Raw genomic sequence first — 18,303 nt, forward strand, 5'->3', positions numbered from 1 at the left:
TAGGTTGATAAAAAGGAGGAATCGTATGAAAACCGAATTGAGACAAGAACGTGTACAAGCCTTATTAGATGAAATGATTATAAACGTTTCCACAAGTCCACTTCCTGTTTCACAAGAAGAGCTCGACTTTTCATTACTATGCCTCATGCGCGCATGTCAAGGAATACTAGCTGAAGAGCAAAACTGGGATTATATTGAAAGTAAATTTAATGCTGCATATAATCTGTTAACAGGGCGAGCTGTATATCCGTTTTAGGAAGCATTTATATGCGCCCAAAACAAGCAGACGATTTTTAGTCTGCTTGTTCAATATGTTTTATTTAAAAACATTACCTTTACACTTGCAAAAAATCTGCTTGCACTCTAGCATCTCAATTATATAGATGTAGTAATTATTTTAATGCATACTACATTCAATTTTACTCCAACATAATTTTAGTTTAATCAAATTATCTCACAACCCCACTTCCAGATATCTGAACATTTGCCTTTACTACAATTTTGGCTGTGGGATATATTTGGTGCCACTTTGTTACATTAAATTGTCTTGTTTGACTTCTGACTCTATCACCAATACATAATGGATCTATTTTTAAGCTCTGAAATCTTTCCATTAACTTTCTCCCTTTATGTTCTATTTTTCTTTCTAGAGCTTTTTGAATCATGTGTTCCACTTTAGTATTGATTTGCAAACCAGAATATTCACTAATAGATCCTTTTACATTTATATTAATATAAACCGTGGGAACACTTTCATGATTTTCAATTCTGTATTTAACATTAGAAGAGACTTGCTGCAAGCTTGCATAGCCACTATGATTTACTTTAAGCTCATGAACACCAATATCTGATTTTTCATTCATTAAATTAAAAACAAATGTATCCTCAAGGTTTAACTTCTCAACCATTTTATCATTTTTAAATAAAGCAAGCCCTCTTAATTGTATCTTATCCCCTTTTTTGGTTATAAGGGGCACATAAGGATCCATTCCTTCTCCTCTATACATATAATCGTATAGATGTAAATTTGTGCGAGGGAAATTAGAAAATTCAACTGATTTATTAATTAAATTCTTAATATGCGGCCCTAATCCCTCAGGATACCCATAATCATATTTGACTAAATCGTGGGCACTTCCTCCCTCAACAATTGCTATAGTAACTAGTCTACCGACAGTAGCATCCCGCAAATAGCTATCTAAAATGCGCTCGATCCCCTCAAAAGCCATTTCTTCACTAAATAAAATAACAGCTATCTTTCCAATTGTAATGGGCTTTTGAATTGCACTGAGTTGATTACGTAATCCTTTACTTGTATGACTACTAGCTGTGTACGTATATATTGAGCTTGATTGGTCTCTATTAAATACTTGTGAAGCAACAGTTGCTTTCATCTTTTTATTTACTTCCGAATCATATCCGACAACAAAAATTACCGGAAGCTCATCAATCACTTTAGGTGATACACAACTTGTAAGCAACAATATATGTATCAATATAAATATTCTTACCTTCACTTATGTCACCCTATCTTTTTCTTTGGCTCTGTTAAAGTGTGTTGTTGATTTCCGTTACGGGGTTCGCTTTCCACAGGCGGTCAGGGAGCCTCCTCAGCGCTATGCGTCTGCGAGGCCTCCCTTTGACTCGCTTTTTCCGCAGGAGTCTCACCCCTTCACTCCAATCAACAAGTGCAAATAATCAACATTAGGCTTTAACACAGCCTTTTCTTTAATAAACCTATCATATATAACAAGGGGATTAACATATATGTTATTCCTAATCCCACAAGACTAACATTTGCTTGCAACCATTTTATTTGTGGGGGTAATTGTATAATACAGACAGCAATGAAAGCGATTACTAAAATACTTATTAGAATTGACTGTTGCTTTATATGAAAAAGTTGTTTTCCAATACGAGTTGCAGACCAAATATATAGACAAATATTAGGAAACATCACTAGACTCCACATAACAACACCTATATATTCAAATCTCTCAACGAAAGGAAGTTCAACAAATTTCCAGATTGTTAAAGTAGCCCAAGGTGTATTATCTAACTGATTCACATTAAATAATATCGTTGTTATAATGATGACATATAAGTATAAACAAGTTGTCATTGCCACACCTAAATGAGCCCATTTTTGTGACTTACCTTTAATGAATGGATAGAAAACTAATAACGTTTCAATCCCAAGATAACTAAAAGTGAGTTCTTTAGTTGCTTTTATAAAATCAAAAGCAGAATGATCCATAACAGGTAGTAAATTTCTAAAAAAGTGAAAGTCTAATTTTAAAGGTATAGCTAACGTTAAAAAGAGTGCCATTGGAATAATAACACCAAAGAAACACACCCCTGTTACAGTTCGAAACCCTCCAGAAAGGACATAATATATCATTAATATATATAAGAGCCCTGGAATCCACGTCGCCAAATCAGGAAACATCCATAGCTGTACAACGGATATATATGTACGTATTAAGACAATGGCCAATAAAATAAAATAAGCCATAATTCCAACGTTTAATATAAACGCTAAGACGCTCCCAAAATTCTTCTGCATAATATGAACAAATTCCTTTGAATCACCGTTAAAAATGCCATATATCATGTACACAATAACATGAAAAAGTATCCCTGTTAAAACTACTGCAATCCATGCATCCTGTCCGACCAATCTTGAGATTGCTGCTTGAAATCCAAGTACTCCTACTCCTACTTGTGCACTGTGGATAATAAACATAACTAAAAAAGCAGAAATCATCATATGTTCCTTTATTTTTGACTGCAATAAATCTTCCCCCTTTAATCTTCATCAAAATCTCTAAAACGAAATCCCTCAAAGAAAGAAAAGCGCGCCTTATCCTTTGGACGCAAAAAAGTTGGTCTGTATTTTTGCATGCCAAATGGCAGACGAATTAAGAAATCTTTCATATCTGGTATTCTTGGTGGATACAGGGGTGAAAGATAAGGTCGATTAAAAGAAGTTAACTTAATTAGATGAGTTAGCACAAAGATACCAAACAGAGCAATGCCAAATAAGCCTAGGAGTTGTGCAAATAGCAAACATGGATACCTCAAAAAACGTATTGTATTTGTTACTCGATACACGGGTGTGGTAAATGAAGCAAGAGCAGCTAATGCCACTATAATTAATAACACATTGCTAGTAAGTGAAGCTTGTACAGATGCAGTACCAATTACGATTCCCCCAACAATCCCCAACGTTTGACCTATTTTTGATGGCATTCTTGCACCAGCTTCTCTTAATAGCTCAATCGTTATCTCTAAAAACAGAGCCTCTATAATAGGAGGAAATGGAATACTACTTCTGGATGAAATTAATGTACCTAATAATTTAGATGGAAATATTTCATAATGATACGTAAGAATGGCAACATATAGTGGCGTGACAATCACTGATAAAAAAATTGAGATAACACGAACAATCCTAAAAAAGGAAGCTAGTATCCAATTTAGATAATAATCCTCAAATGAAGTCAACAAAATACCAAACGTAGCTGGTGCGATAATAGCAGAAGAAGAGCCATCACACATTATGACTACATAACCATCACTTAAAGCACCAACAATCCGATCTACCCTTTCTGTATCAATGGTTTGAGGAAATATAGATAGTGAATCATCTACTATCATTTGATTTAAAACTGCCACATCAGAAATCGCATCATATTGAATATCTTGAATGCGTTTTAAAATTGTACTTACGTTATCATCGTCTGTAACATTTTCAATGTATAAGATAGCTACTTTCGTTTGGCTCATGGTTCCAATTTTTACTTCTGTAGTAATGAACCCCGGGATAGGGAGACGCTTTCTTATTAAATGAATATTAGTATCTAAGTCTTCGATTAAGGCTTCTTTCGGCCCCATGACAGTAAATTCATTCTCTGGTGTACTAATACTTCTGGACTTTCTAACTGCAGCTTTAATTAATAAAACATTTGTTTTATCGTTTAATAACTCGATCAGAACATACCCATTAAGAAGTTTTTTTTCAATTAATATTGTATCTGTTGACAGAATATTGTCTTCAATTGGAATAGCCCCTTTTAAATCTTGTATCAATGAAATATCTTTTTGATTCATTGCAGGTAATATTTCTCGATGAAGTGTATCTATATTAATTAAAGAAGAAAAGTAAGAAATAGCATAAGGTAAAATAGCTTCCTTATTATGATATTGGACAAAATCATATGATCGGCTTAATTTTTTCTTCATACCTTGAATTTCTAGCCACTGGTTTGAAGCTCCCATATTCTTTATACCCCACTACTTCTTTTAATTTATGGCTCTGTTAAAATTCGTTGTTGATTTCTGTTACGGGGGTTCGCTTTCCCTGGGTGGTCAGGGAGCCTCCTCAGCGCTATGCGCCTGCGGGGTCTCCCTTTGACTCGCTTTTCCCGCAGGAGTCTCCCCCTTCACTCCTATCAACAAGTATCAATTATTAACATTAAGCTTTAACAAAGCCTAATTTATATTAAATAGTATTTGCTATTTCTATTTTTTTATAAGGTACTTTATTATGAATCTGAAGCTACACTTAAACAGATTTGTGCAGCTTATACAAAAGCTTAAACACAAATGCTTTACAATAAAACTTACTTTACCGAAGTTACTAGTTCAAATTTTTATGAAAGTAAGATATACTTACTACCCTTTTCACCTGTGACTTCCACGTCATTAATACTCTCTCTGTATGAACTGAAAAAGGGCAACCAGCTTTTACAGACTGGGTTGCCCTTTTTCAGTTCATACAATCCTTTAGCTCCACTTTCTTCCTTTTCTCTAAAGCTACTTACATTACCCGCTTAAACATCTTTTCCAGCTCATACGTAGAATAATGAACTACAATTGGTCTGCCGTGCGGACACGTATACGGATTCGTTGTTTTACGCAAATCCTCTAGCAACGCGAAAATCTCTTCATTCTTTAGGTGCTGATTCGCTTTAATAGATGCTTTACAGCTCAGCATTATCGCAGCTTCTTCGCGAAGTTTTCTTATATCGACCTTCTTCTCTTTACGCACCTGCTCCATCATCTCTTCAATGATTTCCACTTCATCTCCTTTTGGAAACCATGTCGGATGCGAGCGTACGATAAAGCTTTGCTGACCGAATGGTTCGAGAAATAAACCTACCTTCTCGAGCTCCGATAACTGCTCTTCAACCCTTAGAAACTCTTGCAGCGATAAATCAATGCGATACGGAATTAACAGCTCCTGTACATCAGGTGCAACACGGCCAACCTTTTCCCGAAAATATTCGTAGTTAATACGCTCCTGCGCCGCATGTTGATCAATAAGATATAATCCTTGATCGTTTTGCGCCAAAATATACGTGCCGTGCATTTGTCCAATCGGATAGAGAGGCGGCAAGTCATTTCCGTTCATCTCCACCTCACAAGCTACCTCAGGTAATGTTAACACCAACTCCTCTTCCGACTCGTACAAAATCTCCTGGTGCTCCGGTTTTGGTTCTGACACAATGACAGGAGCTGATATTGGTGATTCCATTATAACAGGCTTTTCAATTTTTTTTTCGAGCATACCTGTCGGCAACTTAATATCTGGTGTAATGGTGTGCTCAAACCGGAAAGCCTCTTGTGTGCTGTCCTGTTGCACCGGCTTTTTCACCACAGCAGACGGAATGAGTTGTACCTTTTGAAAGGCTTCCTTTAAAGTGGTAGACACCAGCTCAAGCAGCTCATTCTCTTTACTGAAGCGCACCTCCAGCTTTGCTGGATGCACATTCACATCAACCAACATCGGATCCATTTCAATAGAGAAAAAAGCAATCGGATACCTGCCGATTGGCAGCAATGTATGATAGCCTTGTTGAATGGCTTTAACAAGCGAATAGTTACGAATATAGCGCCCATTTACAATCGTTGAAATATAATGTCTAGAAGCCCTTGTTACCTCTGGAAGTGCAACATAGCCTTTTATGATAAAATCTAGAGACTGTACTTCAATCGGAATCATCTTTTTCGCAATCGGTACACCATATATTGCAGCTAACACTTGGCGTACATCACCGTTTCCAGATGTATGGAGCAGCTTTTTCCCATTATGCAACAGGCGAATGGATACGTCTGGATGTGCCATCGCAATACGATATACAAGATCAGTAATATTTCCGAGCTCCGTATTAATTGTTTTCATATACTTCAAGCGAGCAGGCGTATTAAAAAACAGATGCTCTACCGTAATATCTGTACCTTTTCGACTCGTTGCTTTTTCGTGTAAAATAAGTTCGCCGCCTTTAATGGCTACTTTTGTCCCCGGTCCTTCTCCCGTGCTCGTAAGCAACGTCAGCTCACTGACAGAAGCGATACTAGGCAAAGCCTCCCCCCGAAAACCAAGCGTCCGAATGCGGAACAAATCTCTTTCATCTTGAATCTTACTTGTGGCATGACGTTCAAAGGCCACAAGACAGTCATCTTCTTCCATACCATCTCCATTATCGATGATACGAATTTTAGAAAGACCTGCTTCCTCCAAATGAATTTCAATGCTTGTACTGTTTGCATCAATTGCGTTTTCAATCAGCTCTTTTACAACGGAAGCTGGTCTCTCAACCACCTCTCCCGCTGCGATTAAGTTTGAGAGCTGGTCGTCAAGCTTACGAATTTTCCCCATTCTCTCATCCTTTCTTCAGCAGTTTTTGTAAACGATACAGCTCGTTCAGCGCCTCAAGCGGCGTCATATCTAAAATTTCTAGCTTCTTAATTTGTTCCAGCGCTTTTTTCTCATGTGATGTTTGTTTTGATTCTACAGGCGGCTCTGTGACCGTAAAGAAAGAAAGCTGATCGTCATATAGCGTTGATGCTTTCTTTTGAAGCTCTGGTACCTCTTTCACTTCTGTTCCCTCTAGTGCCGCAAGTACCTCTTTCGCGCGGTTAATTAAGCTGCTTGGCAATTCAGCTAGCTCCGCAACATGAATTCCATAACTTTGATCTGCCGCACCTTCTTTTACTTTATGAAGAAATACGACTTTTCCATTTTCTTCAATTGCAGCTACATGCACATTCTTCAACTTGTCTAGCTGACCGGAAAGTGCTGTTAGCTCATGATAATGCGTTGAAAATAACGTTTTAGCCCCAATATGGTGATGAATATGTTCAATAATGGCCTGCGCAAGCGCCATACCATCGTACGTTGATGTACCGCGCCCAATTTCATCAAATAAAATTAAGCTATTCTTTGTAGCGTTTGCGATAGCGTTTTTGGCTTCCAGCATCTCTACCATGAACGTACTTTGACCTGAGATTAAATCATCAGCAGCACCAATGCGGGTAAAGATTTGATCGAATACCGGCAACACCGCCTCGTTCGCCGGTACGAAACATCCGATTTGCGCCATTATAGCATGTAACGCTAACTGTCTCATATACGTACTTTTACCGGACATATTCGGACCTGTAATCAAAAACATATCTGTTTCTTGTGGCATCCACACATCGTTTGGTACATATGTTTTTGTGTTAAGCACCTTTTCCACGACAGGATGACGGCCATCTTTGATAAAAATTTCACGCTTAGCTGACAGCTGCGGCTTTACAAACTGCTCCTCTTCGCTTACCGTCGCAAAGCTTTGTAATACATCAAGCTCGCTCACAATTTTTGCAAGATGTTGAAGCTTTGGAATATAAGCCTTCACTTGCTCGCGAAGTTCGACAAACAAATCGTATTCCAGTTGCACAATTTTTTCTTCTGCACCTAAAATGAGCGCTTCCTTTTCTTTTAGCTCCTGCGTTACAAAGCGTTCGGCGTTTGCTAGCGTTTGCTTACGCTCATATCTTCCTTCTGGCAACGCTCCAAGATTTGCTTTGGTTACTTCAATGTAGTAACCAAAAATACGGTTATAGCCGATTTTTAACGACTTAATGCCAGTCAATTGCCGTTCACGTTGCTCAAGCTCAGCAATCCACGTTTTTCCATTTTTACTAACATAGCGATATTCATCAAGTGTTCTGTTATAGCCATCTTTTATAATATTTCCCTCTTTTATAGATAAAGAAGGGGTGTCCAAAATACTTTGTTCCAGTAGCTCAGCTAAGCTTTCACACGAATCTGCCTCAGAAATCAGTGCATCTGCGTATGGACTTTCCAACTGCTTCGTTAACTCTAAAATAGCGGGAATTTGCTGAACAGAACGTTTAAGTTGTAACAAATCCTTTGCATTGACGTTTCCATAGGCAACCCTTCCAGCCAATCTTTCTAAGTCATAGACATCACGAAGTTTCTCTTTTAGATCTTCTCTTATAAAATAATGCATCATGAATGTTTCAACCATGCCATGCCGCTCTTCAATTTGCATTGCATTCACAAGCGGTCTCTCCACCCATTGTTTCAGCATGCGACCACCCATTGCAGTTTTTGTTTTATCAAGTAGCCACAACAATGAGCCTGTTTTCTCTTTTGTACGAATGGTTTCTGTCAACTCTAGATTACGCTTAGAATGCACATCTATTTTCATAAATTGATTGCTGTAGTACATACGCACAGGTTGTAAATGATCTAGGGATCGTTTTTGTGTGCGCAACACATAACAAAACAGACGACCAACGGCCATCGTTAATTTCTCATCTTGTAAATGGGAAACAAGCCGGTGAAGTCCTTCCGGTATATCTGTTTCATCCTCATGAGAAATGGTAATCTTGAGTTGACTCGTTAATTTGTAAAGTTCATCTGTTGGAAATGTACTGCTAACAACTATCTCTCTTGCGCCAAGGGCATGTACTTCAAGTAATACATCCTCCATAGCTCCATTCAGCATCGTCACAGTGTTCTCGCCTGTTGACAAATCATTGCACGCAAGCACATAGCTTCCCTCAAACTCTGTTAGTGCTACAAGAAAATTGTTTTCTTTTTCATCAAGGTTGCGCCCTTCCATCATCGTACCTGGTGTAATTAACTGTACAACTTCACGTCGTACGACACCCTTAGCCGTTTTCGGATCCTCGACCTGTTCACAAAGAGCCACTTTATAGCCCTTTTCTACAAGCTGTTCAATATAACCTTTGGCCGCATGGTGAGGTACACCGCACATTGGAATGCGCTCACTTCCACCCGCATCACGGCTCGTTAGTGTAATCTCCAATTCATGTGCTGCTTTAACAGCATCATTAAAAAACATTTCATAAAAATCACCTAATCTGAAAAACAAAAAAGCGTCTTGATAGTTTTCTTTTATCTTTAAGTATTGCTGCATCATCGGGGTATATGTCATGGTCGTCCTCCAACACGTAAATATCTCATAATACTCCATTATAACATGATAGAATTTTTACGCAGTACATTTACCCTTTAAAAGAAAAAACAGATTTTGGGTATATCCTACAAAAACATTCTTTTTTACACGAGAGCAAAATCGATGCCGATCAGGCTAGAAGCATAACAAAAAAGCTAGGAAGAAATTCTTCCTAGCGATTCTTACTCTTCTTCTGCATCTAAAATAAAGTTTGGATCTAAGTCTTCAAACTCTTCATCATCTACTTCGCAGTATGCGTCATCATCGTCACGGCAGCCTTCTGGATTCACTCGAACACACACTTTGGTTTCGCCGATTACTTCTACCAGAAACTCTCGCTCCACTGTCACAATAATTTTGTTACCATTTGGAGAAATGATAGCCTCTAAACAATTTGGATGCTGGATAACGCGAGCAATGATTTCATAATCATCACCGGTAAAGTTTTTGTCGCGATAACGAATCTTCACTTCTTCTTTGTAATGTACGCGTTCTGTTACAACTTCTGTTTTTGTGTTGTCATCATAGGAATACCATGTGTTAATATCATAATATCCATCAATCTCTACATACTTGCCGCATTTTTTTGCTTCATACGCATGGTTGATGACCCAACACCCGAGAATACTTGTCGGTGTGTGATTTGGATCGACAGTATGGGTTGACTTCATATATTGACGGCCTTTACCCACAACCGCTTTCGTAATAATCTCTCTATATTCGGACATTCCTAACCCTCCTCAATCAATATTCAATTCATCATATGCGAGACAATCGCGGAATGTGCCATCGCCTATGAAAAAAAGCCTACAGATGATTGCGTGCATAGAATCTGCATAGTCCATTTTATGCACGAAAATTCGGATATGTGCTTGTCCATAAAGAAAAAGATGCCCAAACAGGCATCTTTTTTATAAAGAGATGTATATTGCTGAAGTTTAAGCCTTGTGCCTAAGCGGTCAATTCCGCTTTTCTTACATACAAGTGCCGCAAGCGCCTTTGCTTGCGATTTCCGCACCTGTTTCCCCTTTTAATACATTGCCGCCTGTAGAGATGAGAATATCATCCGTTACGGTGTTGGAGATTGTACTTGCTACCAACTGCAACAAATCGTTAACATATGTTTGTGAAGATTGAAATTCTTGTACAACTGGAATAGCTTCCAGTTCAGCTTGTAATGCGTCAATTTGAGCTTCTACCTTTTTCAAGGCTTCTACTTTACCGTAATGCTGCAGATTAACTGCATGTTTTTGCAATGCTTTAATTTTATCAATACGCGTTCGCACATTTTCATTTTTATGAATTTGTGCTTCTGCACGCTTGAATACATCCACTTCTTCTGTATTAGCAATCATTTTTGCTAATTCCTTTGCTCGCATTACAATTTCCTCTTTTGTGTACGTCACTTCACTTCACCTCAATTTGTTCTTCTACCATTACCCCATTTAATGACCATGTTTTAGCTTCTGTAACTTTAACCAAGACAATTTGGCCGATTGCCGATTTTGGCCCTTTAAAGTTTACAAGCTTATTTTTACGCGTATACCCAGCCAATACATCCGGATTGTTTTTACTTTCGCCTTCCACCAGTACTTCCACAATTTGATCTTGATAAGCCAAGTTTTTCTTTGCAGAAATTTCATTGACGACGGCATTTAAGCGTTGTAAACGATCTTTCTTCACTTCCATCGGTACATTGTCCTGCATTTTTGCCGCCGGTGTACCTTCACGAGGTGAATAGATAAATGTATAGGCGCTGTCAAACTCCACTTCGCGATACAGAGAAAGTGTCTCTTCAAATTGCTCTTCCGTTTCGTTAGGGAATCCGACAATGATATCTGTTGTAAATGAAGCATTTGGAATAGCAGCCTTCATTTTACGAACAAGCTCTAAATACTGCTCACGTGTATATTTGCGAGCCATAATCTTTAATACATCCGTACTACCAGATTGAACCGGTAAATGAATATGTTCAACAAGGTTGCCACCCTTTGCCAGTACTTCAATTAAATGATCATCAAAGTCACGTGGATGACTTGTTGTAAAACGGATACGTGGAATATCAATTTTACGCAGCTCATCCATTAAATCACCTAAACCGTACTTCATATCTTCAAAGTCTTTACCATAGGCATTTACGTTCTGGCCAAGAAGTGTAATTTCTTTATAGCCCTGTGCTGCCAATTGGCGTACCTCTTGAATAATATCTTCTGGGCGACGGCTTCTTTCTTTACCGCGTGTATAAGGAACAATGCAATACGTACAGAATTTATCGCAGCCATACATGATATTTACCCAAGCTTTAATATCACCTCGACGTACACGTGGAAGGTTTTCAATAACGTCACCTTCCTTTGACCATACTTCAACAACCATTTCTTTAGAGAACATAGCTTCTTTTAAAATAAATGGCAAACGATGAATGTTATGCGTACCAAAGATCATATCCATATGCGGATGAGTTTTCATGATTTTGTTCACGACAGATTCTTCCTGTGACATACATCCGCAAATTCCCAAAAGTACGTCAGGATTTCGACGCTTTAAGGCTTTTAAGTGCCCAATCTCACCGAACACCTTATTTTCTGCGTTTTCACGTATTGCACATGTATTCAGTAGAATAACTGTAGCGTCTTCAACTGTATTTGTCGGTTCAAAGCCCATTGCGCTTAAAATCCCCGCCATGACTTCCGTATCATGCTCATTCATCTGACAACCATATGTGCGAATGAAGAACTTACGACCGTTTCCAATAGTAAGCATATCCTCAGGAATCTCAAAATCACGCTGAATACTTATCTCTTCTTTGCCGCGTTTTTTTGCGTCCTTTAAAGAAGGTGGCTGATACGTTCTATCAAAGTATTGACTATAATCCTTTTCGGACTTTTTTTCAGATGAAAGTATTTTTTGACTTTCTAGTCTTTGTTGTTCGTTCATAACTCTATCTCCTTTCAGGTAGCTATCAGTCTAAACAGCGCGCACACTTTTAAACATGCATCATATATAAATCACTATGTCCGATATACGTATTTGTACAACGGTTATATAAACACCGAAATATGCTGAAATGGCTTGCACAAAAGCATAAAACCTTTATCTTCGGTTTATATATTAGACCTATATAGTATAAAGTGTTTAGACCTATTAAACAATATAAGAGATTTAGATTTTATGAACGTATACTCTCATTAGCTATAGACTTTTTTTTTCAACTTCATGCGCAGTTGCATAAGCATATCAGCTGTCATTTTATCAAGGTCATACTGCGCTTTAAAGCCCCACTCTTCTGCTGCTGCCGTGCAATCAATCGAGTTTGGCCAGCTATCTGCTATACCTTGTCGAATTGGGTCAACTGCGTAGGAGATTGTGAAATCAGGAATATGTTTACGAATAGATGCCGCGATTTGTTCCGGCTCAAAGCTCATTGCCGTAATATTAAAAGCATTGCGATGCTTCAGTTTGGCAGGATCTGCTTCCATTAACTGTACAATAGCCTGAAGTGCATCCGGCATATACATCATATCCATGTGCGTGCCTGGCGCAATATACGATGTATATGAACCCTCTTCAATCGCTTTATAGTAAATTTCCACCGCATAATCTGTTGTGCCGCCGCCCGGTGGTGCCACGTAGGAGATGAGACCTGGAAAGCGCACACCGCGCGTATCTACACCAAACTTATGATAGTAATAATCACAAAGCAATTCACCTGCCACCTTGTTTACACCATACATTGTTGTTGGTCTTTGAATTGTATCCTGCGGTGTATTGTCTTTTGGTGTAGAAGGACCAAACGCGCCAATAGAGCTTGGCGTAAAGAATTTACAATTCAACTCTTTCGCAGCCTCAAGTGCATTTACCAATCCGCCCATATTCAAATTCCATGCGAACACAGGGTTTTTTTCTGCAGTTGCAGAAAGTAAAGCCGCCAAATGAATAATCGTATCTACTTGATGCTCTTTTGCTACATTATATAAGCGTTCACCATCGGTTACATCAATCAATTCAAACGGACCTGATGTTACAGCTGGGTTGTCAGTCGCACGAATATCCGAAGCAATTACTTGCTCTGCTCCGTATAAATTACGAAGCATCATGACAAGTTCAGAACCAATTTGTCCTAAAGAACCTGTGACCAATATTTTTTTCATGTTTGCTCACTCCTATTGCATACTCATGATGTATTAGATGATACCCATTTCCTTGCCAACTTTTTCGTAAATACGGATTGCTTCATCTAGCATTTCCTTTGTATGTGCAGCTGTAGGCATATTACGTACACGCCCCATACCTTTTGCAACAGTTGGAAACACAATCGCTTTTGCATATACGCCCTCTTCGTTTAAACGTTTGCTAAATTGCTGTGTTAGGACCTCGTCGCCAATAATACATGGCGTAATTGGGGTTTCACTATCGCCAATATTGAAGCCAAGCTGTTTTAATCCTTGTTTTAAGTAGCGACCATTTTCCCATAAGCGATCGTGAAGCTCTGTGCTTTCTGTGATAATAGATAACGATTCAATACAAGCTGCCACATCCGCAGGTGTTAACGAAGTAGAGAATAGGAATGGGCGAGAGCGAACCTTTAACCAATCGATGAGATTTTGTTTTCCTGCCACATATCCGCCGACAACACCGATTGCTTTTGACAATGTACCGATTTGGAAATCTACCTTATCAGACAATCCGAAATGTTTTACTGTACCTGCGCCTTTCCCAAGAACCCCAGAACCATGCGCATCATCTACATACGTGATTAAATCAAACTCTTCTGCAATTTCTACAATTTCAGGTAGCTTTGCGATATCACCATCCATGGAGAACACACCATCTGTAATCACCATAACTTTTCCGTATTGACCTTGCGTTGCTTCTTTTGCTTTTTGACGTAAATCTTCCATGTCAGAGTGTTTATAGACAATGATTTTAGCTCTCGATAAACGACAACCATCAATAATGGATGCATGATTTAGTTCATCAGACAAAATCGCATCATTTTTATCCATAATGGCTGAGATAGCCGCCATATTACAGTTAAATCCAGACTGATATGCAACAGCCGCTTCCGTATGCTTAAATGCCGCAATTGCTTCTTCAAGCTTAACGTGCACATCAAGCGTACCATTAATCGTACGAACAGCTCCGGCACCCACACCGTATGTTTCAATTGCTTTTGTTGCCGCTTCTTTTAAGCGCTTATCTGTAGCTAAACCAAGATAGTTATTGGAAGACAGATTAATGTATTCCTTGCCACCAATTGTAATAATTGGGCCATTTGGACTTTCCAGCGGGTCGATGACATTATACATGCCTTTATCTTTTAATTCCGCTAAATTTTCTGTTAAAAATGATTCCAATGCTTTACTCGACATATCGTTAAGCCCCTCCTCATGCCGGCGTCTACAGCAACCACACTAACCACGAAAGCGCTTTCTCTATTAAACTCGTATCGCAAACGGGTTGAGATCTACTTTTCTGCATATACAATCTCTTCTTATGTTATCGCTTTCAGTGCCGGTAAATCATTATACTTTTTTCACGTATTAGCTTAACATATTTTTCAGGAAAAAGGATAAAAAACATTTGAATTACACACAAACATACTTTCGTTTCTAAATAACCCCATTTTATCTAAACTATTGGTTGATTGGAGTGGAAAGCAACAGAAAACTTTAGCACAGACCACAAAAAAGATGTCCTAACATCGAGGACATCTTCTTTTTCTCTTTTTATGAGCTATTGCATACTATGCAAGTATATAATTAATGACTTACTAATATTTGATTGGCAAAGGCGATAGTTTCAGCTGTAGGTGGTTGTATATCCTTTAAAGGATACTTATGACCTAATGCTTCCCATTTATATACACCAAGCTGGTGATATGGCAACACTTCTACTTTTTCTACATTTTGAAGTGTATCAATAAATGCTCGCAAGTTACGTAAATCTTCTTCTCCATCTGTAAGACCAGGTACAAGAACATGACGAATCCAAACGGGCTTTTTCTTGTTGGATAGATAACGAGCAAATTGTAAAATATGTTCATTTGGCTTACCAGTTAATTTACGATGACGCTTAGAATCGATGTGCTTTATATCCAAAAGTACTAAATCTGTATATTCCATCAGCTTACCTAATTTCTCCTGAAATACAGGATCTGCCGTATAACACCCTCCAGACGAGTCGAGTGCTGTGTGTACACCAATTTTTTTACATTCCCTAAATATAGCAATCAAAAAATCAAGTTGTAAAAGGGGCTCCCCTCCGCTTACGGTAATACCGCCTCCGGATGCTTCCATAAAGGGAATGTAAGACCTCATGTCGGTCACAATTTCCTCTACCGTCATTTCTTTTCCTTTGTTGATTTCCCATGTATCAGCATTGTGACAATACTGACATCGTAACAAGCAGCCTTGTGTAAACACGATATAGCGGATTCCAGGTCCGTCCACTGTTCCGCATGATTCTATGGAATGAATACGTCCTTTCATTGCGGTTCCCCCTTACAAACGATCCACCTGTACACAGAGAGATCGCTTTATCTTATGATTACATATTGGCATGCATGGTGCGGTTAATTACATCGATTTGCTGTTCACGAGTTAATTTGATGAAGTTTACCGCATAGCCTGACACCCGAATCGTTAACTGTGGGTACTGTTCTGGATGCTCCATGGCATCCATCAGTGTATCGCGGTTGAACACATTTATATTTAAATGATGTCCTTGTTTGATGGCATAACCATCCAGTAAAGCAACTAAATTTTTGACTTGTGTTTCTTCTTCTTTTCCAAGTGCCTTTGGAATGATGGAAAACGTATTTGAAATTCCATCTTGTGCATACTCATACGGTAGCTTCGCAACAGAAAGCATAGATGCCAACGCTCCTTTTGTATCGCGACCATGCATCGGGTTTGCGCCCGGTGCGAACGGTTCACCTGCACGTCTTCCATCCGGTGTATTTCCTGTTTTCTTTCCATATACCACGTTAGATGTAATTGTCAAAATGGACATCGTATGCACAGAATTGCGATACGTTTTATGCTTGCGCAGTTTTTTCATAAAACGTTCTACCAACTCGACTGCGATTGCATCTACTTGATCATCATTATTTCCGTATTTTGGGAAATCACCTTCGATTTCAAAGTCCACTGCGATGCCGTTTTCATCACGAATCGGTTTCACTTTTGCGTATTTAATTGCGCTCAAAGAATCGGCAACTACAGAAAGCCCCGCTATACCAGTGGCCATTGTACGAACGATTTCCGTATCATGAAGTGCCATTTCGATACGCTCATAGCTATATTTGTCATGCATATAATGAATCACATTCAACGTGTTAATATATAGCTCTGCAAGCCACTCCATTGTCATATCAAACTTACGCATGACTTCGTTATAATCTAGTACTTCTGCGGTAATCGGTGCGAATTCCGGTCCTACCTGCGCTTTTGATTTTTCATCTTTGCCACCGTTAATTGCGTACAAGAGCGCCTTAGCTAAATTCGCACGTGCACCGAAGAACTGCATTTGCTTGCCAATTTTCATCGCCGAGACACAGCATGCGATGCCATAATCGTCGCCATATTCCGGACGCATAATTTCATCGTTTTCATATTGAATTGCAGATGTTTTGATGGACATTTTTGCACAATACTTCTTAAACCCTTCTGGGAGCTGCGGCGACCAAAGAACTGTCAAGTTCGGTTCTGGAGCCGGCCCTAAGTTGTCGAGTGTATGAAGGAAACGAAACGAATTTTTTGTTACTAATGGCCGTCCGTCCAAAGCAATACCACCAATAGATTCCGTCACCCACGTTGGGTCACCGGAGAACAATTCATTATAATCAGGTGTTCTTGCAAATTTTACAAGGCGAAGCTTCATCACAAAATGATCGACTAGTTCTTGTGCTTCTTCTTCTGTCAACACACCCTCCTCAATATCGCGTTCCATGTATATATCTAAGAAAGTGGAAGTTCGTCCCAAACTCATGGCTGCGCCATTTTGTTCTTTAATTGCTGCAAGATATCCAAAGTATAACCATTGAAATGCTTCTTTAGCATTTGTTGCCGGTTGCGAAATGTCAAAACCATGCGCAGACGCCATTTTCTGCAATTCAATTAAGGAACGAATTTGTTCGGATAATTCTTCACGAAGACGTATTACGTCTTCACTCATCGTTTTACTTGTTAGCTGTAAATCCTTTTTCTTCTCTTCGATAAGACGATCTACTCCATATAATGCCACGCGGCGATAATCACCAATAATACGACCACGTCCATAAGCATCTGGAAGACCTGTAATAACACCGGACTTACGAGCCGCTTTCATCTCATCATTATAAGCATCAAATACACCCTGATTATGTGTTTTGCGATATTCACTAAAAATATGACTGATTTCTGTATCTACGTTGAAACCGTAAGACTCACAAGCTTGTTCAGCCATACGAATGCCTCCAAATGGCTGCAGAGAACGTTTAAATGGTTTGTCTGTTTGAAAACCGACTACTTTTTCTAAATCTTTATTCAAATATCCTGGTCCATGAGAAGTAATTGTAGAAACAATTTTTGTATCCATATCCAACACGCCACCGTTTTCCCGCTCTTGCTTGGTCAATTCCATTACTTGTTTCCAAAGTTCGTTTGTTGCTTTGGTTGCGCCGGCCAAAAATGAATCATCGCCGCTGTAAACGGTGATATTATTTAATATAAAATCTCGTACATCAATTTCATTTCTCCACTTTTCGCCTTTGAAACCTTTCCATGCAGATGCTGCCTTTTCCAGAACTTTCGTCATAATGAAATCCCCCCATTTATTAATACAGGATGTGATAATTTTGTATAACAGGTTCTGGTATAAGAATAACATTGTTTTGACTTTGGTTAAGGCTGTAAATGTTAAAACTTTGTGAAACAATGAACAAACTTGAATGTGCATGATGTAAAATTTCTTCATATATTCCACTACTGTACGCAAGAAAAGGTTACTATTGCAAGCAACCACGCGGATTCAGCGTTTAACG

13 protein-coding genes are annotated in these 18,303 nt (G+C 38.8%); 1 reads left to right on the forward strand and 12 read right to left on the reverse strand.

The annotated features are described in order from the left end of the window. Window positions 1-25: 25 nt before the first annotated feature. Window positions 26-256 carry a hypothetical protein gene (locus tag MUG87_RS05545; protein WP_247086324.1) on the forward strand — a complete coding sequence of 77 codons (231 nt, stop codon included), beginning with the start codon at window positions 26-28 and terminating at the stop codon, window positions 254-256. A gap of 193 nt (window positions 257-449) precedes the next feature. Here the strand turns inward: MUG87_RS05545 and MUG87_RS05550 are convergent, their stop codons facing one another. From MUG87_RS05550 to pflB, 12 genes are all read right to left on the reverse strand, one after another. Continuing rightward, window positions 450-1,517 carry a Ger(x)C family spore germination protein gene (locus MUG87_RS05550; RefSeq protein WP_247086326.1) on the reverse strand — a complete coding sequence of 356 codons (1,068 nt, stop codon included), beginning with the start codon at window positions 1,515-1,517 and terminating at the stop codon, window positions 450-452. A gap of 194 nt (window positions 1,518-1,711) precedes the next feature. Beyond that, window positions 1,712-2,794, reverse strand: a complete 1,083-nt coding sequence (locus MUG87_RS05555; protein ID WP_247086328.1) for a GerAB/ArcD/ProY family transporter — start codon at window positions 2,792-2,794, stop codon at window positions 1,712-1,714. A 14-nt stretch (window positions 2,795-2,808) separates the two neighbouring features. Next, the gene (locus tag MUG87_RS05560) at window positions 2,809-4,281 is read right to left on the reverse strand and encodes a spore germination protein (protein WP_247086330.1); all 1,473 of its coding nucleotides are present in this window, start codon (window positions 4,279-4,281) and stop codon (window positions 2,809-2,811) included. A gap of 541 nt (window positions 4,282-4,822) precedes the next feature. After that, the gene (mutL, locus tag MUG87_RS05565) at window positions 4,823-6,664 is read right to left on the reverse strand and encodes a DNA mismatch repair endonuclease MutL (RefSeq protein WP_247086332.1); all 1,842 of its coding nucleotides are present in this window, start codon (window positions 6,662-6,664) and stop codon (window positions 4,823-4,825) included. A gap of 4 nt (window positions 6,665-6,668) precedes the next feature. Beyond that, window positions 6,669-9,257, reverse strand: a complete 2,589-nt coding sequence (gene mutS / locus MUG87_RS05570; protein WP_247086334.1) for a DNA mismatch repair protein MutS — start codon at window positions 9,255-9,257, stop codon at window positions 6,669-6,671. Between the two features lie 203 nt (window positions 9,258-9,460). After that, the gene (locus MUG87_RS05575; RefSeq protein ID WP_247086336.1) at window positions 9,461-10,006 is read right to left on the reverse strand and encodes an outer spore coat protein CotE; all 546 of its coding nucleotides are present in this window, start codon (window positions 10,004-10,006) and stop codon (window positions 9,461-9,463) included. 246 nt (window positions 10,007-10,252) lie between these two features. Continuing rightward, on the reverse strand, window positions 10,253-10,657 hold the full coding sequence (locus tag MUG87_RS05580; RefSeq protein ID WP_247087523.1) for a YlbF/YmcA family competence regulator: 405 nt from the start codon (window positions 10,655-10,657) through the stop codon (window positions 10,253-10,255). A 28-nt stretch (window positions 10,658-10,685) separates the two neighbouring features. Continuing rightward, a complete protein-coding gene (miaB, locus tag MUG87_RS05585; RefSeq protein WP_247086338.1) occupies window positions 10,686-12,215 on the reverse strand; it encodes a tRNA (N6-isopentenyl adenosine(37)-C2)-methylthiotransferase MiaB in 1,530 nt (509 codons plus the stop codon). A 251-nt stretch (window positions 12,216-12,466) separates the two neighbouring features. Next, window positions 12,467-13,429: an L-threonine 3-dehydrogenase gene (locus MUG87_RS05590; protein WP_247086339.1), complete on the reverse strand. Its 963-nt coding sequence runs from the start codon at window positions 13,427-13,429 to the stop codon at window positions 12,467-12,469. A gap of 33 nt (window positions 13,430-13,462) precedes the next feature. Continuing rightward, window positions 13,463-14,650 carry a glycine C-acetyltransferase gene (locus MUG87_RS05595; protein ID WP_247086341.1) on the reverse strand — a complete coding sequence of 396 codons (1,188 nt, stop codon included), beginning with the start codon at window positions 14,648-14,650 and terminating at the stop codon, window positions 13,463-13,465. Window positions 14,651-15,040: 390 nt separating this feature from the next. Continuing rightward, a complete protein-coding gene (gene pflA, locus MUG87_RS05600) occupies window positions 15,041-15,769 on the reverse strand; it encodes a pyruvate formate-lyase-activating protein (RefSeq protein WP_247086343.1) in 729 nt (242 codons plus the stop codon). A 58-nt stretch (window positions 15,770-15,827) separates the two neighbouring features. Continuing rightward, window positions 15,828-18,077, reverse strand: coding sequence for a formate C-acetyltransferase (pflB, locus tag MUG87_RS05605; RefSeq protein WP_247086345.1), 2,250 nt, complete (start codon window positions 18,075-18,077; stop codon window positions 15,828-15,830). Window positions 18,078-18,303: the final 226 nt, after the last annotated feature.

This window comes from Ectobacillus sp. JY-23, assembly GCF_023022965.1.
In the GTDB taxonomy this organism is placed as follows: Bacteria; Bacillota; Bacilli; order Bacillales; family Bacillaceae_G; genus Ectobacillus.